20 protein-coding genes are annotated in these 18,891 nt (G+C 56.4%); 16 read left to right on the top strand and 4 right to left on the bottom strand.

The annotated features are described in order from the left end of the window. Positions 1–125: 125 nt before the first annotated feature. Together PGQ95_RS00425 and PGQ95_RS00420 are read right to left on the bottom strand one after the other, a co-directional pair. The gene (locus PGQ95_RS00425) at positions 126–2,168 is read right to left on the bottom strand and encodes a hypothetical protein (protein ID WP_430916665.1); all 2,043 of its coding nucleotides are present in this window, start codon (positions 2,166–2,168) and stop codon (positions 126–128) included. Positions 2,169–2,301: 133 nt separating this feature from the next. Then, positions 2,302–3,357 carry an aminopeptidase gene (locus PGQ95_RS00420; RefSeq protein WP_113372931.1) on the bottom strand — a complete coding sequence of 352 codons (1,056 nt, stop codon included), beginning with the start codon at positions 3,355–3,357 and terminating at the stop codon, positions 2,302–2,304. A gap of 246 nt (positions 3,358–3,603) precedes the next feature. Between PGQ95_RS00420 and cysG the strand changes: the two genes are divergently transcribed. The 13 genes from cysG to rpoS all read left to right on the top strand — a co-directional run bounded on the left by cysG (position 3,604) and on the right by rpoS (position 14,831). Continuing rightward, the gene (gene cysG, locus PGQ95_RS00415) at positions 3,604–5,010 is read left to right on the top strand and encodes a siroheme synthase CysG (protein ID WP_183269044.1); all 1,407 of its coding nucleotides are present in this window, start codon (positions 3,604–3,606) and stop codon (positions 5,008–5,010) included. A 9-nt stretch (positions 5,011–5,019) separates the two neighbouring features. After that, positions 5,020–5,928, top strand: coding sequence for a sulfate adenylyltransferase subunit CysD (cysD, locus tag PGQ95_RS00410; protein ID WP_015369979.1), 909 nt, complete (start codon positions 5,020–5,022; stop codon positions 5,926–5,928). A 9-nt stretch (positions 5,929–5,937) separates the two neighbouring features. Further along, the gene (cysN, locus tag PGQ95_RS00405; RefSeq protein ID WP_430916662.1) at positions 5,938–7,365 is read left to right on the top strand and encodes a sulfate adenylyltransferase subunit CysN; all 1,428 of its coding nucleotides are present in this window, start codon (positions 5,938–5,940) and stop codon (positions 7,363–7,365) included. Next, on the top strand, positions 7,365–7,970 hold the full coding sequence (cysC, locus tag PGQ95_RS00400) for an adenylyl-sulfate kinase (protein WP_047044279.1): 606 nt from the start codon (positions 7,365–7,367) through the stop codon (positions 7,968–7,970). The genes cysN and cysC overlap by 1 nt, the downstream gene beginning before the upstream one ends. A gap of 50 nt (positions 7,971–8,020) precedes the next feature. Beyond that, positions 8,021–8,347 carry a DUF3561 family protein gene (locus PGQ95_RS00395; RefSeq protein ID WP_430916660.1) on the top strand — a complete coding sequence of 109 codons (327 nt, stop codon included), beginning with the start codon at positions 8,021–8,023 and terminating at the stop codon, positions 8,345–8,347. A gap of 138 nt (positions 8,348–8,485) precedes the next feature. Further along, a complete protein-coding gene (gene ftsB / locus PGQ95_RS00390) occupies positions 8,486–8,797 on the top strand; it encodes a cell division protein FtsB (protein ID WP_015369983.1) in 312 nt (103 codons plus the stop codon). A 19-nt stretch (positions 8,798–8,816) separates the two neighbouring features. Further along, positions 8,817–9,527 carry a 2-C-methyl-D-erythritol 4-phosphate cytidylyltransferase gene (gene ispD, locus PGQ95_RS00385; protein ID WP_047039060.1) on the top strand — a complete coding sequence of 237 codons (711 nt, stop codon included), beginning with the start codon at positions 8,817–8,819 and terminating at the stop codon, positions 9,525–9,527. Further along, complete coding sequence (ispF, locus tag PGQ95_RS00380) at positions 9,527–10,006, top strand: 2-C-methyl-D-erythritol 2,4-cyclodiphosphate synthase (RefSeq protein WP_015703296.1); 480 nt, start codon at positions 9,527–9,529, stop codon at positions 10,004–10,006. The genes ispD and ispF overlap by 1 nt, the downstream gene beginning before the upstream one ends. Then, the gene (gene truD / locus PGQ95_RS00375; RefSeq protein ID WP_430916658.1) at positions 10,003–11,052 is read left to right on the top strand and encodes a tRNA pseudouridine(13) synthase TruD; all 1,050 of its coding nucleotides are present in this window, start codon (positions 10,003–10,005) and stop codon (positions 11,050–11,052) included. The genes ispF and truD overlap by 4 nt, the downstream gene beginning before the upstream one ends. Then, positions 11,033–11,794, top strand: a complete 762-nt coding sequence (surE, locus tag PGQ95_RS00370) for a 5'/3'-nucleotidase SurE (RefSeq protein ID WP_015369987.1) — start codon at positions 11,033–11,035, stop codon at positions 11,792–11,794. The genes truD and surE overlap by 20 nt, the downstream gene beginning before the upstream one ends. Then, entirely contained in the window at positions 11,788–12,414 is a 627-nt protein-coding gene (locus PGQ95_RS00365) for a protein-L-isoaspartate(D-aspartate) O-methyltransferase (protein ID WP_087858575.1), read from the top strand. Before surE ends, PGQ95_RS00365 begins: the two co-directional genes overlap by 7 nt. A gap of 124 nt (positions 12,415–12,538) precedes the next feature. Further along, the gene (nlpD, locus tag PGQ95_RS00360; protein WP_045361378.1) at positions 12,539–13,681 is read left to right on the top strand and encodes a murein hydrolase activator NlpD; all 1,143 of its coding nucleotides are present in this window, start codon (positions 12,539–12,541) and stop codon (positions 13,679–13,681) included. 157 nt (positions 13,682–13,838) lie between these two features. Further along, positions 13,839–14,831: an RNA polymerase sigma factor RpoS gene (gene rpoS / locus PGQ95_RS00355; RefSeq protein WP_015703292.1), complete on the top strand. Its 993-nt coding sequence runs from the start codon at positions 13,839–13,841 to the stop codon at positions 14,829–14,831. 52 nt (positions 14,832–14,883) lie between these two features. On the opposite strand, the gene PGQ95_RS00350 is transcribed toward rpoS, so the two are convergent. Further along, positions 14,884–15,261 carry a DUF4440 domain-containing protein gene (locus PGQ95_RS00350; RefSeq protein ID WP_015703291.1) on the bottom strand — a complete coding sequence of 126 codons (378 nt, stop codon included), beginning with the start codon at positions 15,259–15,261 and terminating at the stop codon, positions 14,884–14,886. A 122-nt stretch (positions 15,262–15,383) separates the two neighbouring features. On the opposite strand from PGQ95_RS00350, the gene PGQ95_RS00345 reads away from it, so the two are divergent. Beyond that, positions 15,384–16,271, top strand: a complete 888-nt coding sequence (locus PGQ95_RS00345) for a LysR family transcriptional regulator (RefSeq protein WP_430916656.1) — start codon at positions 15,384–15,386, stop codon at positions 16,269–16,271. On the opposite strand, the gene PGQ95_RS00340 is transcribed toward PGQ95_RS00345, so the two are convergent. After that, entirely contained in the window at positions 16,268–16,687 is a 420-nt protein-coding gene (locus tag PGQ95_RS00340) for a MarR family winged helix-turn-helix transcriptional regulator (protein ID WP_213317175.1), read from the bottom strand. The two genes, PGQ95_RS00345 and PGQ95_RS00340, sit on opposite strands and share 4 nt — an antisense overlap. Positions 16,688–16,860: 173 nt before the next feature. On the opposite strand from PGQ95_RS00340, the gene PGQ95_RS00335 reads away from it, so the two are divergent. Together PGQ95_RS00335 and PGQ95_RS00330 are read left to right on the top strand one after the other, a co-directional pair. After that, positions 16,861–17,451: a non-oxidative hydroxyarylic acid decarboxylases subunit B gene (locus PGQ95_RS00335; protein WP_087858571.1), complete on the top strand. Its 591-nt coding sequence runs from the start codon at positions 16,861–16,863 to the stop codon at positions 17,449–17,451. Between the two features lie 2 nt (positions 17,452–17,453). Then, entirely contained in the window at positions 17,454–18,881 is a 1,428-nt protein-coding gene (locus PGQ95_RS00330; protein ID WP_430916653.1) for a non-oxidative hydroxyarylic acid decarboxylases subunit C, read from the top strand. Positions 18,882–18,891: the final 10 nt, after the last annotated feature.

The following is an 18,891-nucleotide window of genomic DNA, read 5'->3' as shown; positions in this document are numbered from 1 at the left end:
GTAAACCGCACCAAAGCCGGATTACCGCGCGCTGTTAAATGTGTTCCCCGCGCCAGCGGGGATAAACCCTAGTTTTGTTTTAGGTTACGATCGCCACTTCTCATTCCCATTTCATTCTCGACTCTTTAGCTTTTCCCACTAACCTTTCGCTCAGAAAAATCCGGAGATGGACACTGTCGGCCAAATTTCTCAGCCCAGGGGAATGGCGCCCCGTTTTTCACGTAAAGCTGGTACAGCCGCTTAACCGATTGTTGGTCGCTCGAGACCCAATTGCTGGCATTGCAAAGTATAGCGGCATAAGCCTGAGATTTACGCGGAAGCAAACTGGCTGCTTTTTCAGCAAATTTTGCTGCCCTCCAGCGATAATGCTCCACATGGTTAAACGGTTTGGTTCCTGATTGCTGTATGCGATATTGCTCCTCGCTACCAACCCATGAATTTACTCCAGAGATATTGTTTATGGCGTCTGCGCAGGACTGGTACGTATTTGCGTCACTTAAATACTTTTGGTCAGGCTCCAAAAAATAGCTCATCAGGTTGTCGCCATGCTCGCGCAAAATGACCGCAGCCTGCCACCAGCCCTCGGCTTGGTCGATTTTAGAGCCGCTTTCGGGAAGCGTATCAACAAATGACTGTGCAAGCTGGCGGTCCTGCTGATTATCAAAATAGGGTAAGGCTTTTTGATACTGGCCATCGCGCATCAGGCGATGGGCGAGGAGGGTGCGAAATTCGATACCGTATGTATCTTCCTTATCGCGCTGTGGATTTTGCGTTTGTGGTGAGTCTGATGGCGGAAAATATTTGTCTACAAATGCCGTTAACTCTTCCATGGTGAGTAGCCGCTCGCCAATCCAGATCGGGCCTCGCCAGTAGTATGTTGGGCGATACATCAGCTCCATCGCTTGAGGGTAGTTATTATTTTTTAACGCCAGTAATGCTCGCTCGGCGCTAATTCGCTCACTCGGAATCTCATATGAGTACTCCTCGATTGCCATATTGAAGAATGGGTTTACCCAATTCTCTCCTTCCACGGGAAGTGAGCTGGCCGCTTTTTCGTACCAGACTGTCGCTTTTTTTACATCACCTTCACGCAATGCCATTTTAGCCCGCAGCCATGATGTCAGCATATTCTCTTCCGCATGTTGTAATAGCTGCGTAACCGTAGAATATTGCCCGTAACGGTAGGCCAGGGCGATAAGATGAACATCCGAAGGCAAATCATCATTGGCCGTTTTTAACAGCGCTGCCACCACTTTAGGGTAGTAAGCGCCAATCTGAAAGATGTCGTCATTGGCTGAAGCATCAACGGGAGTGGCGTTCAAATGGGCAATAAGCAACTGCCGGATAAGCGGGTCAGTAATATGTTCTTGAAGGAAAAAATCATTTTCCGGATGATTGATACTCTCGGCCACTTGATACAAACGTACGCTGCTGGGCAGCGAGCCCTGTGCCGCCAGCCGGGCATTAAAGTGGGCTTCTGCAACAAAGCCGCCCGTTTCGTTTTGCCTGGCGATACGCGCCTGTTGTACTAAACCTGCCAGTGAAAGTAACTGCGGATCGTCCTGGCCGTTACGTACAGCATCGATAATTTGCTGAAAGAGAGCAAAGGCCTCTGCTGATTCAGGACGGCTAACCTCAATATCTCTAGTGTCGGGCAAGGCTTCCAGATCGCTTAAGCTGGCTAGTGGATTCTCATGTATTAAATCCTGCCCCAGCGCAAAAAGCGCTTTTAATCCCCATTCGCCTTGCCGGTCCGCTGGCAGCGCAAGCAGCTGGCGGAAATATTCACGTGCTAGTTCACGATCGCTGTCATACGCAACGGCGCCGAGCGCGTACAGGCGCTCGGCGGCGGGAAGGTTAGCGGTCATCTTCTCGGCAGCCTCTACTGAGCCGCTATCGAGGATCGCTTTCAGCTGGACGCCCTGAGCGGAAGTGGCGAGCTTATCATTGGCGGTGTCGCGCCATTGCGGCAGGAGCGGGTCGGGCGGTAACAGGTGGCTGCTGACAAAGGCAAAGTTGCCCTGCGGCAATTCGAGCAGGCGGGCCTCGCGGTTAGTCAGAAAAAAATAGTCCGGGCATTCCGACAATGGAGATTCGCAGGCGTGGCCGCTGGCTGCACCAAGCGCGGCGATCAGAAATACAGCCAGAGACAATTTGCGTAAAGGCATGTTGCATTCCTTGCTAAGAAGCCTGGCATCCTGCCAGGCCGTCGCTTAATGTTGGCTAAAACGACTTAACGTCTTAAGTAGAGACATTATTGTTAATGGGCGATGCTATTCTCGCAATCCGAAAAAAGAGAGACTACTTTCCTGAATGAGGCGCGCCTGCCTTCGCCAGCTCTTTCACCAGCGGCAGCATCACTTTCACGACATCGCGCCCGCGGTGCTCGATCCTTCCCGGCAGCGCTTTGTCGATATATTGTTGGTTATCCAGTTGTACGTCATGCCAGCTAGTACCCTGCGGGAAGCTGCGGGTTTTACTGCGCTGCTGATAGCCATCTTTCTTACCGAGCGACCAGTTGGTCGCTTCCACGGAGAGCACCGGGATCCCGGCGCTGTCAAAAACGCTGGCGTCGTTACAGCAGCCGGTACCTTTCGGGAACTCCGGATTCAGCCCGGGATTGGTGAACGCGGCGATGCCGTGACTCCGGGCGATAGCCAGCGCGCGATCGCGGGTCAACTTGCGTACCGACGCCGGCGTACTGCGCCCGCTGTTGAAATAGAGCTTATCGCCGACCACCAGGTTGTCGAGATTAATCACCAGCAGCGTGTTTTTCTTTTCCGCTTCGCTCATGCGTTTCAGCAAATTTTGCGCGCCCAGGCGGCCTTCTTCCTCGCCGCTGGTGGCGATAAAGCGAATGCCGTAACGGGTGGGGACGTTCTTTAAATGTTCCGCCAGTTCCAGCAGCACCCCGAGCCCCATCGCGTTATCGTCGATCCCCTGCAGCGTCAGGCCGCCGAGGTTGTTTTCTACGTCTTTATCGCTCTGCGGCGCATAGGTATCGAGGTGCGCCATAATGATAATTTGCTGACGAGACTGGCCTTCATGCGCGGCGATAACCGTGCTGCCGGTGGCGTTGTGCCAGTTCTTACGTTGGTTGCTGTCGGTATAGATGTAGCGGGTATTAAAGTTACGCACGTCGCTTTGATAACCCATCTGGGCAAACTGCTGGCGAAGATAATCGGCTGAAAGCATCTCGGCCGGCGTACCGGTCATTCTTCCGGGGAAGACGGTGGCAATATGGCGGGCCTGAGTATTTGCGGTGTCGCCCAGAGCGCTGAATGCCGGGGCGGCGGAGAAGACAAAACCTGCGCCAAGCGTCAGCGGAAGCAGACGACGGCACATCGCGGAAAACATAATGGGTCCTTACACGAGCGAAACATTTCGACCGCGTTAGTATGAAACTGTGACGCCGCTTAAACAATTTCATTTGCTCTTAAATAGCGGAAAACTCGCGCGTTAAGCACTTTTTGATATTTAGATTTCCAGCTCGTTATTCTTTTGCGTCACAACTCATTCCATTTCGTAATTTCATTTGCTTAAAGCCGCCCCCTATAGTCCCTCTATTGCTGAATGTAAGAGAGTTGTTGCGCCGTGGATTACTTGCCCCTGTTTGCCGAGTTGAAAGAGAGACCCGTGCTGGTTATCGGCGGCGGTGAAATTGCCGTCCGCAAGATTAAATTCTTGCTGCGGGCGCAGGCGAAGGTACAGGTGGTCGCCGCCGTCCTGTCGCCAGAGCTCGCTGAACAGGTTGAACGTCAGCAAATCAGCTGGCGGGCAACCGCCTTTGATGAACAGCAGGTGGACGACGTATTTCTGGTCATTGCCGCAACCGACGATCGTGAACTCAACCAGCGGGTGTTTGCCGCGGCTAACGCGCGCTACCGCCTGGTGAACGTGGTGGATGACCAGCAACTGTGCTCATTCGTCTTTCCTTCTATTGTCGACAGATCGCCGCTGCTGGTGGCTATCTCCTCCAGCGGCAAGGCGCCGGTGCTGTCGCGCATTCTGCGTGAAAAAATCGAAGCGCTACTACCCACGAATCTTGGACGGCTGGCCGAAACGGCGAGCTACTGGCGCCATCATCTGAAAACCCGTCTGACCACCACCGAAGCGCGTCGTCGCTTCTGGGAGCGCGTTTTCACCGGGCGCTTCGCCAGCCTGATGGTGGCCGGTAACCATGCGGCGGCGGAACGGGCGCTACAGGATGAACTCGACAGGCCGGAACGCAGCGTGGGCGAAATTATTCTGGTGGGCGCCGGTCCGGGGGATGCCGGGCTGCTGACGCTACGCGGCCTGCAGGCGATTCAGCAGGCGGACGTGGTGTTTTATGACCACCTGGTGACCGAGAGCGTGCGCGAACTGGTGCGCCGCGATGCCGAAATGATCTGCGTTGGCAAGCGCGCGGGCGAGCACTCTGTGCCGCAGCACGAAACGAATCAGATGCTGGTGGAGGCCGCCAAAGCGGGGAAAACGGTGGTGCGCCTTAAGGGCGGCGACCCGTTTATCTTCGGGCGCGGCGCTGAAGAGCTGCAGGCCGCCGCTGCCGCCGGGATCCCGTTCCAGGTGGTGCCAGGCGTTACCGCCGCGGCGGGTGCGACGGCCTATGCCGGCATCCCGCTGACCCATCGCGATTACGCGCAAAGCGCTGTCTTTGTCACCGGTCACTATAAATCAGACAGCGCGCCGTTTGACTGGGCGCTGCTGGCGAAGAGCCAACAAACGCTGGCGATTTATATGGGCACCATGAAAGCGGCGGACATCAGCGCTCAGCTGATCGCCCATGGCCGCGACGCGAATACCCCGGTGGCGGTGATTTCCCGCGGCACCCGCGAGGATCAGCAGACGCTGACCGGCACGTTACAACAGCTCGAACATCTGGCGAAAGATGCCCCAATGCCCGCGCTACTGGTGGTGGGCGAAGTGGTACAGCTGCATCAGCAGCTCGCCTGGTTTCAACACACAACGACAGCGGAAGGGTTTAACTCTTCTGTGGTAAATCTGGCTTAAGGAACGGTTATGGACCAAAAACGACTCACTCACCTGCGGCAACTGGAGGCGGAAAGCATCCATATCATTCGTGAGGTGGCCGCCGAATTCTCTAACCCGGTGATGATGTACTCCATCGGTAAAGATTCCAGCGTAATGCTGCATCTGGCGCGCAAAGCGTTTTATCCGGGAACCCTGCCGTTCCCGCTGCTGCACGTCGATACCGGTTGGAAATTCCGTGAGATGTATGAATTCCGTGACCGTACCGCCAAAGCCTACGGCTGTGAGTTGTTGGTGCATAAAAACCCGGAAGGGGTGGCGATGGGCATCAACCCGTTCGTTCACGGCAGCGCCAAGCATACCGATATCATGAAAACCGAAGGCCTGAAGCAGGCGCTGAACAAATACGGCTTTGATGCCGCGTTCGGCGGCGCGCGCCGCGACGAAGAGAAGTCCCGCGCTAAAGAGCGTATCTATTCCTTCCGCGACCGCTTCCACCGCTGGGACCCGAAAAATCAGCGTCCGGAGCTGTGGCACAACTACAACGGCCAGATTAACAAAGGCGAAAGCATCCGCGTCTTCCCGCTCTCTAACTGGACCGAGCTGGATATCTGGCAGTACATCTACCTGGAAAATATTGAAATCGTTCCGCTGTATCTGGCGGCAGAGCGGCCAGTACTGGAGCGCGACGGCATGCTGATGATGATCGATGACGACCGTATCGATCTGCAGCCGGGCGAGATGATCAAAAAGCAGATGGTGCGCTTCCGTACCCTCGGCTGCTGGCCGCTGACCGGCGCGGTAGAGTCCAACGCGCAAACGCTGCCGGAAATTATTGAAGAGATGCTGGTATCCACCACCAGCGAACGTCAGGGGCGCGTCATTGACCGCGACCAGGCAGGCTCCATGGAGCTGAAAAAACGTCAGGGGTATTTCTAAGGAGCCGCCATGAACACTACGATTGCACAACAAATTGCTAATGAAGGCGGCGTAGAAGCTTACCTGCACGCGCAACAGCACAAAAGCCTGCTGCGTTTTCTGACCTGCGGCAGCGTCGATGACGGCAAAAGTACCTTGATTGGCCGCCTGCTGCACGATACGCGCCAGATTTATGAAGATCAGCTCTCTTCCCTGCACAATGACAGCAAGCGTCACGGTACTCAGGGCGAGAAACTGGATCTGGCGCTGCTGGTGGATGGCCTGCAGGCCGAGCGCGAGCAGGGCATCACCATTGATGTCGCCTATCGCTACTTCTCGACTGAGAAACGCAAATTTATCATTGCCGACACGCCGGGCCATGAGCAGTACACCCGTAATATGGCGACCGGCGCGTCCACCTGCGATCTGGCGATCCTGCTGATTGACGCCCGTAAAGGCGTGCTCGACCAGACTCGCCGCCATAGTTTTATCTCCACGCTATTGGGGATTAAGCACCTGGTGGTCGCAGTGAACAAAATGGATCTCGTCGAGTTCAGCGAAGCGCGCTTCAATGAAATTCGTGAAGATTATCTGACCTTCGCCGAACAGCTGCCGGGCAAGCTTGATATCCGTTTCGTGCCGCTGTCGGCGCTGGAAGGGGATAACGTCGCCAGCCAGAGCGACAAAATGCCGTGGTACAGCGGCCCGACGCTGCTGGAAGTGCTGGAAACCGTTGACATTCAGCGCGAGGTTGAAAGCCAGCCGCTGCGCTTCCCGGTGCAGTACGTGAACCGTCCGAACCTGGATTTCCGCGGCTTCTCCGGCACCGTCGCTTCCGGTACGGTCACCGTTGGCCAGCGCCTGAAAGTATTGCCGTCGGGCGTGGAGTCGAACGTGGCGCGTATTGTCACCTTTGACGGCGACCTGCCGCAGGCCGGAGCGGGGGAAGCGATCACTATCGTCCTGAAAGATGAAATCGACATCAGCCGCGGCGATTTGCTGGTTGACGCCGCCGCCTCGTTACCTGCGGTACAAAGCGCCAGCATCGACGTCGTGTGGATGGCGGAACAGGCGCTGTCGCCGGGCCAGAGCTATGACATTAAAGTGGCTGGCAAGAAAACCCGCGCCCGCGTTGACGCTATCCGCTATCAGGTGGACATCAATAATCTGACCCAGCGTGAAGTCGAAACCCTGCCGCTGAACGGCATCGGGCTGGTGGAGCTGACCTTTGACGAGCCGCTGGTGCTCGATCCGTATCAGGACAATCCGGTGACCGGCGGGCTTATCTTTATCGACCGCCTGAGCAACGTGACGGTGGGTGCGGGAATGGTCAACGAACCGCACCTGCAGGCGCAGGCTCCGACGTCACAGTACAGCGCCTTTGAGCTGGAACTGAATCAATTGATTCGTAAACACTTCCCGCACTGGGACGCGCGCGATCTGCTGGGAGGTAAGTAATGGCCCGGCATGACGAAAACGTCGTCTGGCATGCGCATCCTGTCACCCGCGAGCAGCGCGAACAGCATCATGGCCATCGCGGCGTGGTGCTGTGGTTTACCGGCCTCTCGGGGTCGGGTAAATCCACCGTCGCCGGGGCGCTGGAAGAGGCGCTGCACGAGCTTGGCGTGAGCACCTATTTGCTTGACGGCGATAATGTGCGCCACGGGCTGTGTAGCGATCTGGGATTCAGTGACGACGATCGCAAAGAGAACATTCGCCGCGTCGGTGAAGTGGCTAAGCTAATGGTCGATGCCGGGCTGGTTGTATTGACGGCGTTTATATCTCCGCATCGAGCGGAACGGCAGATGGTGCGCGAGCGTTTGGGGGAAGGACGCTTTATCGAAGTGTTTGTCGATACCCCTCTGGCCACTTGTGAGACGCGGGATCCGAAAGGACTGTACAAGAAGGCGCGGGCAGGGGAGCTGCGTAATTTTACCGGTATTGATTCGGTCTATGAATCCCCGGAGAACGCTGAAATTCATCTGGATGGTGAACAATTGGTAACAAATTTGGTGCACCAACTATTAGACCTGCTTCGACAGAGCGATATTATCAGATCCTGAAAAGGCAACGGCATCGAGGGGTGCCGGTCGCCCGGTCAACAGGATTCGATATGCGCAATACCCAGAACCTCAGTATTATTCGTTCAGAACCGCCTCCGGCGGCCGGCGACGAGACCACCTGGTCTTTGTCGGGCGCCGCCGTGGGCTTTATTTCATGGCTGCTGGCGCTGGGTATTCCCTTCCTCATGTATGGCGGTAATACGCTCTTTTTCTTCCTCTATACCTGGCCTTTCTTCCTTGCCATTATGCCGGTCGCCGTGGTGGTCGGTATTGCGCTACATTCATTACTGGACGGCAAGCTGTTTTACAGCGTTTGCGCGACGATTTTAACCGTCGGGCTGATGTTTGGTCTGCTGTTCCTCTGGCTGTTGGGATAGCCTTTTTGGGATGAATCAAGCCTGGGTATCCATCGCAAAAATGTGGTACAGTCCCCGCGTTACGCGGCATCGTCCGCGCGCCAGGGTAGAGTACTCTGGCGAGTTATGGGATGATGATGCCGTTTTTCAGGGGGCAGGATGGGTAAATTAACGCTGCTATTATTAGCTTTGCTGGTCTGGCTACAGTACTCGCTGTGGTTTGGCAAAAATGGTTTGCACGACTATAGCCGGGTTAATGACGATGTCTCCGCTCAGCAGGCCACTAACGCCAAATTAAAAGCGCGCAACGATCAGCTTTTCGCCGAAATTGACGATCTCAACGGCGGTCAGGAGGCGATCGAGGAACGCGCGCGCAATGAACTCAGCATGACCCGCCCGGGCGAAACGTTCTATCGTCTGGTGCCGGATGCCTCAAAACGCAATCAGGGTTCTGCGCAGAATAATCGATAAACAAGCCCAGGATGACAATATGGCAGCCACTTTTCCGGGCGTTTGCGCCGTGGTGCCGGCAGCCGGTTTTGGCCGCCGTATGCAAACGGAGTGCCCGAAACAATATCTCTCAATCGGTAACAAAACGATTCTCGAACATTCGGTCGCCGCGCTGCTGGCGAACGAGCGCGTTCAGCGAGTGGTCATCGCCGTTAGCCCCGGCGATATCCGCTTTAGTCAACTTCCCTTAGCCCACCATCCGCAGGTCACCGTCGTTGACGGCGGCGCCGAGCGTGCCGATTCGGTACTGGCGGGGCTGAAAGCGTTAGCGGATGCGCAATGGGTGCTGGTTCATGATGCCGCGCGGCCGTGCCTGCATCAGGACGATCTCTCGCGACTGCTGGCGCTGAGCGCAACCAGCCGCGTCGGCGGCATACTGGCGGCGCCGGTGCGCGATACCATGAAGCGTGCCGAACCGGGCAAAACCGCGATCGCCCATACCGTTGAACGCAATGATTTATGGCATGCGCTGACGCCGCAATTTTTCCCGCGTGAACTGCTATTTGACTGCCTGACGCGCGCGCTGGATGAAGGCGCGACCATCACCGATGAAGCGTCGGCGCTGGAGTACTGCGGCTTCCATCCCGAATTGGTCGCCGGACGAGCTGATAATATTAAAGTAACGCGCCCGGAAGATCTGGCGCTGGCCGAATTTTACCTTACCCGTTCCCGACACCAGGAGAAGGCTTAATGCGAATTGGACATGGTTTTGACGTACACGCTTTTGGCGGTGAAGGGCCAATTATTATTGGCGGGGTACGTATTCCTTATGAGAAAGGGCTGCTCGCCCATTCCGATGGCGACGTCGCGCTACATGCGCTGACCGACGCGCTGCTGGGCGCCGCGGCGCTCGGCGACATCGGTAAACTGTTCCCGGATACCGATCCGGCCTTTAAAGGCGCGGATAGCCGGGAGCTGCTGCGTGAAGCGTGGCGGCGGATTCAGGCTAAGGGATATACCCTTGGCAACGTTGACGTCACCATCATCGCCCAGGCGCCAAAAATGCTGCCGCATATCCCGCAGATGCGCGTGTTTATCGCCGAAGATCTCGGCTGCCATATGGACGACGTCAATGTGAAAGCGACCACCACCGAGAAGCTTGGCTTCACCGGCCGTGGCGAAGGCATCGCCTGTGAAGCGGTGGCGCTGCTGCGTAAGGCTGCGCAATGATCGCCTTTGATGACTTAACATACCTGCACGGCAAGCCGCTCAGCCAGGGGCGGCTGAAGGCTAATCCGGAAGACTTTCTGGTGGTCGAAGACCTCGGTTTCGCCCCTGATGGCGAAGGCGAACATGTGCTGGTGCGGATTCTGAAAAATGGCTGCAACACCCGTTTCGTTGCCGACGCGCTGGCGAAATTCCTTAAAATCCATGCGCGCGAAGTGAGCTTTGCCGGGCAAAAAGATAAGCACGCTGTCACCGAACAGTGGCTGTGCGCCCGCGTGCCGGGCAAAGAGATGCCGGATCTGAGCAAGTTTCAGCTCGAAGGCTGCCAGGTGCTGGAGTATGCCCGCCATAAGCGTAAGCTGCGTTTAGGCGCGCTGAAGGGCAACCAGTTCACGCTGATCCTGCGGGAAATCAGCGATCGCGACGATGTCGAAAAGCGCTTGCAGGCGATAGCCGCCGCCGGCGTGCCGAATTATTTCGGCGCGCAGCGCTTCGGTATCGGCGGCAGTAACCTGCAGGGCGCATTGCGCTGGGCCGAGAGCGGCGAGCCGGTGCGCGATCGCAATAAACGTAGTTTTTGGTTGTCGGCGGCACGCAGCGCGTTGTTTAATCAGCAAGTTGCAATTAGATTAAAAAAAACGGAATTTAATCAGGTTGTTGATGGCGATGCGCTACAATTAGCGGGGCGCGGAAGCTGGTTTGTGGCAACCACCGAAGAGTTGGCGGAATTGCAGGCGCGGGTCGATAACCGCGAGCTGATGATTACCGCTGCGCTGCCGGGCAGCGGCGACTGGGGCAGCCAACGCGACGCGCTGGCCGCCGAGCAAGCCGCGATAGCCGAAGAAACGTCGCTACAGGCGCTGCTGGCGCGCGAAAAAGTCGAAGCCGCGCGCCGGGCGATGCTGCTGTATCCGCAGCAATTGTGCTGGAACTGGTGGGATGATGTCACTGTTGAACTGCGCTTCTGGCTGCCAGCGGGAAGTTTTGCCACCAGCGTGGTAAGGGAACTTATCAATACAACGGGTGACTATGCGAATATTGCTGAGTAACGATGACGGTATCCACGCGCCGGGGATCCAAACCCTGGCGAAGGCCTTACGCGAATTTGCCGAGGTCCAGGTTGTTGCACCCGATCGTAATCGCAGCGGCGCCTCAAATTCGCTCACGCTGGAGTCTTCTCTACGCACGTTCACCTTTGAAAATGGCGATATCGCCGTCCAGATGGGCACGCCGACCGACTGCGTTTATCTTGGCGTTAACGCGCTGATGCGTCCGCGCCCGGATATTGTGGTCTCTGGAATCAACGCGGGCCCCAATCTTGGCGATGACGTTATCTATTCCGGTACCGTTGCGGCGGCGATGGAAGGCCGCCATCTTGGTTTTCCCGCCCTTGCCGTTTCGCTGAACGGCTATCAACATTACGATACCGCGGCGGCAGTGACGTGCACGATTTTGCGCGCGTTAAGCCGCGAGCCGCTGCGTACCGGGCGGATCCTCAACATCAACGTGCCGGATCTTCCCCTCGAGCAAATCAAAGGCATTCGCGTGACCCGCTGCGGCAACCGGCATCCGGCCGACCAGGTCATTCCGCAAAAAGATCCGCGCGGCAATACGCTGTACTGGATCGGCCCGCCGGGCGATAAGCGCGATGCCGGGCCGGGAACCGATTTTGCGGCGGTGGATGAAGGCTATGTTTCCGTCACGCCATTGCATGTCGATTTAACCGCTCATCAGGCACATGAGGTGGTAACCGATTGGTTAGAACGCGTCGGGGTTGATACGCAATGGTAAGTAAACGTGTTGAAAGTTTGTTGAATCAGCTACGTACTCAGGGCATCGTCGATGAGCGAGTCCTCGAGGCAATCGCGCAGGTTCCGCGCGAGAAATTCGTTGATGAAGCCTTTGAACATAAGGCGTGGGAAAACACCGCGCTGCCGATTGGCCAGGGGCAAACTATCTCGCAGCCCTATATGGTGGCGCGGATGACGGAGCTTCTGGAACTGACGCCGGACTCAAAGGTGCTGGAAATCGGCACCGGCTCCGGCTATCAGACGGCGATCCTGGCGCACCTCGTGCACCACGTCTGCTCGGTTGAGCGGATTAAGAGCCTGCAGTGGCAGGCGCGTCGGCGACTTAAACAACTTGATTTACATAATGTTTCAACCCGTCATGGCGATGGATGGCAGGGTTGGCAGGCTCGCGCGCCTTTTGACGCGATTATCGTCACCGCCGCGCCGCCGGAAATTCCGGCCGCGCTGATGGCGCAGCTTGATGAAGGCGGCGTGCTGGTTTTGCCGGTCGGTGAAGAACATCAGTACCTGAAGCGGATCCGTCGCCGCGGCGGCGAATTTTTCATCGATACCGTCGAGGCCGTTCGCTTTGTTCCGCTCGTCAGAGGGGAACTGGCCTGAACCCGGATTATTCCAGGTTTTTTTTGCCTAAGTTTAGGCGTAGGGTGGACACATTTTTCAGTGTCCTGGCCGGGCGCTGCCCGGTAAGCAAGATATTGGCAGTTAACATATTCCTGGGGGATAAATGAGCGCGGGAAGCCCAAAATTTACCGTAAGCCGTATTGCGGCGTTGTCACTGGTTTCACTCTGGCTGGCCGGGTGTACAAATACCAATAATCCGCCTGCGCCGGTGAATTCGGCAAGCGGCGCTGCGTCCTCCAGCACCAATTCCGGGATGCTGATTACACCGCCATCCTCCGGCGCGCAGCAAGTTCCTCCGGCTCAGCCGATTCAACCGATGCAGACCCAGCCAATTCAGACCCAGCCGACTCAGGTTCAGCCGATGGCTCAACAACCGGTGCAGACGGTGAACGGTAAGATTGTTTACAACCGTAAATATGGCGATATTCCGAAAGGTAGCTATACCGGCGGCAGTACCTATACCGTTAAGCGCGGCGATACCCTGTTCTATATCGCCTGGGTCACCGGCAACGATTTCCGCGACCTTGCGGAACGCAACAACGTCCCGGCGCCGTACGCGCTGAACGTGGGCCAGGTGCTGCAGGTCGGCAACTCCGCAGGCCAGCCGATCACCGGCGAAAACCCGGTATCTCAGGCTAGCGCGCAGGCAAGCGGCGGTGCGACGGCCACCACAACTTCTGCACAAAAATCCACCGCAGTGGTTGCGTCACAACCGACTATTACGTATTCTGAATCTTCAGGTGAACAGAGTGCTACTAAGATGTTGCCGAATAATAAACCAGCAACGACCACAACAACGGTCGCTCCGGTTACGGCGCCATCAACCGTTAGCACAACCCAACCGACTGCAAGCAGTACGTCTACCAGTTCGCCGATCTCATCATGGCGCTGGCCGACTGATGGCAAGGTTATCGAGAACTTTAGCGGCGCGGAAGGCGGCAATAAAGGTATCGACATTGCAGGCAGTAAAGGACAGGCTATTGTCGCGACCGCCGATGGGCGCGTCGTCTATGCCGGTAACGCACTGCGCGGTTACGGTAATCTTATTATCATCAAACACAACGATGATTACCTGAGTGCCTACGCTCATAACGATACCATGCTGGTTCGGGAGCAACAGGAAGTCAAAGCGGGGCAGAAAATCGCTACCATGGGTAGCACCGGAACCAGCTCAACAAGATTACATTTTGAAATTCGTTACAAGGGGAAATCCGTCAACCCGCTGCAGTACTTACCGCAGCGATAATTTGGCAAAGTACGGATAAGCGTAACACCATGAAAGGCGCCAGGGCGGTCGCGATATGCCTCCTTCAGTGGAGGTATAAAGAGGATAACTCCGGCGTCGTTTAGTGATGGGTCGCGGAAGGTGCTTTGCTCAGGGATCACGGGTAGGAGCCACCTTTATGAGTCAGAATACGCTGAAAGTTCATGATTTAAATGAAGACGCGGAATTTGATGAGAACGGAATGGAGGTTTTCGACGAGAAAGCCTTAGTAGAAGAGGAACCCAGTGATAGCGATCTGGCTGAGGAAGAGCTGCTGTCGCAAGGCGCCACCCAACGCGTTCTCGATGCGACACAGCTGTATCTTGGTGAGATTGGTTATTCCCCGCTGCTGACGGCCGAAGAGGAAGTCTATTTCGCCCGTCGCGCACTACGTGGAGATGTTGCTTCACGCCGTCGCATGATTGAAAGTAACCTGCGTCTGGTGGTGAAGATTGCTCGTCGTTACAGCAATCGTGGTCTGGCGCTGCTGGATCTGATTGAAGAAGGTAACCTCGGCCTGATCCGCGCAGTTGAGAAGTTTGACCCGGAGCGTGGGTTCCGTTTTTCAACCTACGCCACCTGGTGGATCCGTCAAACGATTGAACGGGCGATTATGAACCAAACCCGTACCATTCGTTTGCCTATCCATATTGTGAAAGAGCTGAACGTTTATCTGCGTACCGCGCGCGAGTTGTCGCATAAGCTGGACCACGAGCCAAGCGCCGAAGAGATAGCCGAACAGCTGGATAAACCGGTTGATGACGTTAGCCGTATGCTGCGTCTGAACGAGCGCATTACCTCAGTGGATACCCCGCTGGGCGGTGATTCAGAAAAAGCGCTGCTGGATATTCTGGCCGATGAAAAAGACAACGGCCCGGAAGACACCACGCAGGACGATGATATGAAACAAAGCATCGTCAAATGGCTGTTCGAACTGAACGCCAAACAGCGCGAAGTACTGGCTCGTCGTTTCGGGCTGCTGGGATATGAAGCCGCAACGCTTGAAGATGTGGGTCGTGAAATCGGCCTGACCCGCGAACGCGTGCGTCAGATTCAGGTGGAAGGCCTGCGCCGCCTGCGGGAGATCCTGCAGGGACAGGGGCTAAACATCGAAGCGCTATTCCGCGAATAAATCGTTTTCTCTCAAAAAGGCCCAATCCAGCGATTGGGCCTTTTCCTTTGTATTAACCGATACGGGTTTCCTGCAGGTGACGCCAGAGGATTTTTCCCTCAATGCGTTGAAATATCGCCGTCGACCAGCGCACGACTTCGCCTTGTTCCGGCAGGGTCTGGCTTTCGCGGTACAGCACCGCGCCGCCGTCATGCCATTCGCTCAACACCTGCGCATTATCAACCACGATACTTAATCCCGGGCGACTGCCGCCAGCGCTATGGAAAAAGCCGCTTACCGTTGGGTAATCCATCTTTGCGCCGCTGATAGGGACCATTGTAAATTCTTGCGCAAAGCGGCTCATCAGCGCTTGCGCGCTACCTTCTTTTCGGCCCAACCATTGTTCAATGATTACGTGGGCGTCGATAACTTCTTGGATCCATGGGTTCATGTTTACTCCAGGTTAAGCTGCAGGCAATGCAGGCGATTACTGTAAACCGCGCCTCAGGGGCGGATAAACGCGCTTTTCAGGGATATACTGTCTAAAAATTTTTGACAATAAGCACTATTCAAATGCTAAACCTGCAGCGCGTTACCATGTTTGTCGCCGTTGTTGATGCCGGGAGCTTTACCGCCGCGGCGACGGCGCTTGGGCAGACCAAAGCGGTGGTCAGTTTTAACGTTCGCCAGCTTGAGAGTGAGCTGGGTGTGACGTTGCTGCTGCGTTCGACGCGCCGGTTAACGCTCACCGAAGCCGGGGCGGTGTTTTACCAGCGCGGCGTTGGGCTGCTGAAAGCCGCGGAGAATTTACAGGACGAGGTGCGCGCCAGCCACACCGGGTTAAGTGGTGAACTGCGGATCACCACCACCCCGGAATATGGCGCGCAGGTGATCATCCCGGCGCTGGCGGAATTTGCTCGTCAACATCCGGCGCTGCGGGTGCGTCACGTCTCATCGTCTTATCACGCGGATTTGATCTCTGAACGTTTTGATGTCGCGATACGCCTCGGGACCCTGGCCGATTCGCGCTATCACGCGGCTCGGATTTCGCGTTTCGCCATCGTGCCCGTGGCCTCGCCGGTTTTGCTGGATAAACATCCGCTGCGCACGCTTGCCGACCTGGCGCAGGCGGAGTGGATTGTTAACGAGCGCTTAGCGACCCCGCTACGCTGGCAGCTCCTGACCGTCGAAGGGCAATCGATCGCTTTTGAAATTACGCAACCACCGCGGATCTCAGCCGATAGCGCACAAGCGTTAATGGGCTTTGCGCTGGCGGGAAGCGGGGTGGCGCTGCTCCCGGAGTGGCTGGTGGCTGAAGCCATCGCGCGGCAGGAGCTAGTGCGGGTATTGCCGGAGTATATTTTTCCCTCTCAGGGGGTATACGCCGTCTACCCGGACGCGCAGCATGTGCCAACCAAGGTCCGGGCATTTATCGATTTTCTGCGCGAGCGAACCGCTTAATCCGCGGTTTTACTTTCCATCATTTTCAGCACCAGCCGGGAAAACTGCGCGCGCTCCTCTTCGTTAAGGCGGCTCAAAAACTCTTCATCGACACGGTTGCCCTGCGGCATGGAATTTGCGAGCAGCGCCTGTCCTTCATTCGTCAGATAGACAAAGCGGCGACGTTTATCGCTCGGATCGTGTTCGCGGCGCACCAGCCCGCGTTTTTCCATCCGGCTTAGCATCTCCGCCAGCGTCGCTTTCGTGCTGACGGCCGCTTCGATAAGCGTCACCTGCTCGATACCAGGATGTTCGGCGACCGAGCGCATCACCGCGTATTGCGGCTTGGTCAGTTCCGGTAATTCATGTTGCCAGCGCGCGGTGTGCTGTTGAAAAAGCTGGCGCAGAAGGTGGAACGCCTCGTTACGTAACTCCATGAACACTCCGTCACAAAAATATCACCTTTATGATAGCCGCATTTACGGCTTCTTTTCACATCTCATTTTTTTGATTATTGATGCGGATCGTATGCGAACGATATTGAGATCCCGTAAAAATGAGCGTAGTTTTAACACAAAGGTTCGTATACGAACAATGTGTGAGGTAGTGAATGAAACTGATTATTGGGATGACCGGGGCGACCGGCGCGCCGTTGGGCGTCGCGCTATTGCAAGCGCTGAACGAAATGCCGGATGTGGAAACGCACCTGGTGATGTCGAAATGGGCAAAAACCACTATTGAGCTGGAAACGCCCTATAGCGCTCGTGAAGTCGCCGCGCTGGCGGACTTCTGCCATAGCCCGGCGGATCAGGCCGCGACCATCTCATCAGGATCGTTTCGTACCGACGGCATGATTGTTATCCCGTGCAGCATGAAAACGCTGGCAGGTATCCGCGCAGGCTATGCGGAAGGGTTAGTCGGCCGCGCGGCGGACGTCGTGCTGAAAGAGGGGCGCAAGCTGGTTCTGGTGCCGCGTGAAATGCCGCTGAGCACCATTCATCTGGAGAACATGCTGGCGCTGTCGCGCATGGGCGTGGCGATGGTGCCGCCGATGCCTGCCTACTACAACCACCCGGAAACGGTGGAGGATATTACCAACCATATCGTGACCCGGGTGTTGGATCAGTTCGGTCTCGAATACCGCAAAGCGCGCCGCTGGAACGGCCTGCGCGCGGTCGAGAATTTATCACAGGAGAATTAGTCATGGCTTTTGATGATTTACGCAGCTTTTTGCAGGCGCTGGATGAGCAGGGGCAACTACTAAAAATCAGCGAAGAGGTGAATGCCGAGCCGGATCTCGCCGCTGCCGCTAACGCCACAGGGCGCATCGGTGACGGCGCGCCAGCGCTGTGGTTCGATAACATTCGCGGCTTTACCGATGCCCGTGTCGCCATGAACACCATCGGTTCCTGGCAAAACCACGCGATTTCGCTGGGGCTGCCGCCAAACACGCCGGTGAAAAAACAGATTGATGAATTTATTCGCCGCTGGGATAAATTCCCGGTAACGCCGGAGCGTCGCGCTAATCCAGCGTGGGCGGAAAACACCGTTGATGGCGACGATATCAACCTGTTCGATATTCTGCCGTTGTTCCGCCTGAACGATGGCGACGGTGGTTTCTATCTCGACAAAGCCTGCGTGGTTTCTCGCGATCCGCTTGACCCGGACAACTTCGGTAAACAGAACGTCGGCATTTACCGGATGGAAGTGAAAGGCAAGCGCAAGCTGGGCCTGCAGCCGGTACCGATGCACGATATTGCGCTGCATCTGCATAAAGCGGAAGAGCGCGGTGAGGATCTGCCCATTGCCATCACTCTGGGTAACGACCCGATTATTACCCTGATGGGCGCCACACCGCTGAAATATGACCAGTCAGAATATGAGATGGCGGGCGCGCTGCGCGAAAGCCCGTATCCCATCGCCACCGCGCCGCTGACCGGCTTTGACGTACCCTGGGGCTCGGAAGTGATCCTTGAAGGGGTGATTGAAGGGCGCAAGCGTGAAATTGAAGGGCCGTTCGGCGAGTTCACCGGCCACTACTCAGGCGGCCGCAATATGACGGTGGTGCGTATCGATAAAGTCTCTTATCGCACAAAACCGATTTTTGAATCGTTGTATCTCGGAATGCCGTGGACCGAAATCGACTACCTGATGGGCCCGGCGACCTGCGTGCCGCTGTACCAGCAGCTGAAAGCCGAGTTCCCGGAGGTGCAGGCGGTCAACGCCATGTACACCCATGGCCTGCTGGCGATTATCTCCACCAAAAAACGCTACGGCGGTTTTGCTCGCGCGGTGGGATTACGGGCGATGACTACCCCGCACGGACTCGGCTACGTGAAAATGGTCATTATGGTCGATGAAGATGTCGATCCGTTCAACCTGCCGCAGGTGATGTGGGCGCTCTCCTCGAAGGTCAACGCGGCGGGCGACCTGGTGCAGTTGCCGAACATGTCGGTACTGGAGCTTGATCCTGGTTCCAGCCCGGCGGGGATCACCGACAAATTGATTATCGACGCCACCACTCCGGTTGCGCCGGACCTTCGCGGTCACTACAGCCAGCCGGTGCAGGATTTACCGGAAACCAAAGCCTGGGCTGAAAAACTGACCGCCATGTTGGCCAACCGTAAATAAGGAGAAGAAG

The organism is Klebsiella sp. 141240 (assembly GCF_050600805.1).
Classification (GTDB): domain Bacteria; phylum Pseudomonadota; class Gammaproteobacteria; order Enterobacterales; family Enterobacteriaceae; genus Klebsiella; species Klebsiella aerogenes.
The sequence above is the reverse complement of the archived record's forward strand: the minus strand, read 5'-3'. Positions and strand labels throughout refer to the sequence as shown.

What these genes read in the sequence shown, in the direction of transcription:
- PGQ95_RS00335 (WP_087858571.1), top strand. Translation starts at nt 16,861, where the DNA reads ATGAAACTGATTATTGGGATGACCGGGGCGACCGGCGCGCCGTTGGGC.
- PGQ95_RS00345 (WP_430916656.1), top strand. Translation starts at nt 15,384, where the DNA reads ATGCTAAACCTGCAGCGCGTTACCATGTTTGTCGCCGTTGTTGATGCC.
- nlpD (WP_045361378.1), top strand. Translation starts at nt 12,539, where the DNA reads ATGAGCGCGGGAAGCCCAAAATTTACCGTAAGCCGTATTGCGGCGTTG.
- PGQ95_RS00350 (WP_015703291.1), bottom strand. Translation starts at nt 15,261, where the DNA reads ATGAACCCATGGATCCAAGAAGTTATCGACGCCCACGTAATCATTGAA.
- PGQ95_RS00365 (WP_087858575.1), top strand. Translation starts at nt 11,788, where the DNA reads ATGGTAAGTAAACGTGTTGAAAGTTTGTTGAATCAGCTACGTACTCAG.
- PGQ95_RS00425 (WP_430916665.1), bottom strand. Translation starts at nt 2,168, where the DNA reads ATGCCTTTACGCAAATTGTCTCTGGCTGTATTTCTGATCGCCGCGCTT.
- surE (WP_015369987.1), top strand. Translation starts at nt 11,033, where the DNA reads ATGCGAATATTGCTGAGTAACGATGACGGTATCCACGCGCCGGGGATC.
- rpoS (WP_015703292.1), top strand. Translation starts at nt 13,839, where the DNA reads ATGAGTCAGAATACGCTGAAAGTTCATGATTTAAATGAAGACGCGGAA.
- ftsB (WP_015369983.1), top strand. Translation starts at nt 8,486, where the DNA reads ATGGGTAAATTAACGCTGCTATTATTAGCTTTGCTGGTCTGGCTACAG.
- PGQ95_RS00340 (WP_213317175.1), bottom strand. Translation starts at nt 16,687, where the DNA reads ATGGAGTTACGTAACGAGGCGTTCCACCTTCTGCGCCAGCTTTTTCAA.
- truD (WP_430916658.1), top strand. Translation starts at nt 10,003, where the DNA reads ATGATCGCCTTTGATGACTTAACATACCTGCACGGCAAGCCGCTCAGC.
- PGQ95_RS00395 (WP_430916660.1), top strand. Translation starts at nt 8,021, where the DNA reads ATGCGCAATACCCAGAACCTCAGTATTATTCGTTCAGAACCGCCTCCG.
- cysC (WP_047044279.1), top strand. Translation starts at nt 7,365, where the DNA reads ATGGCCCGGCATGACGAAAACGTCGTCTGGCATGCGCATCCTGTCACC.
- cysD (WP_015369979.1), top strand. Translation starts at nt 5,020, where the DNA reads ATGGACCAAAAACGACTCACTCACCTGCGGCAACTGGAGGCGGAAAGC.
- cysN (WP_430916662.1), top strand. Translation starts at nt 5,938, where the DNA reads ATGAACACTACGATTGCACAACAAATTGCTAATGAAGGCGGCGTAGAA.
- PGQ95_RS00420 (WP_113372931.1), bottom strand. Translation starts at nt 3,357, where the DNA reads ATGTTTTCCGCGATGTGCCGTCGTCTGCTTCCGCTGACGCTTGGCGCA.
- ispD (WP_047039060.1), top strand. Translation starts at nt 8,817, where the DNA reads ATGGCAGCCACTTTTCCGGGCGTTTGCGCCGTGGTGCCGGCAGCCGGT.
- ispF (WP_015703296.1), top strand. Translation starts at nt 9,527, where the DNA reads ATGCGAATTGGACATGGTTTTGACGTACACGCTTTTGGCGGTGAAGGG.
- PGQ95_RS00330 (WP_430916653.1), top strand. Translation starts at nt 17,454, where the DNA reads ATGGCTTTTGATGATTTACGCAGCTTTTTGCAGGCGCTGGATGAGCAG.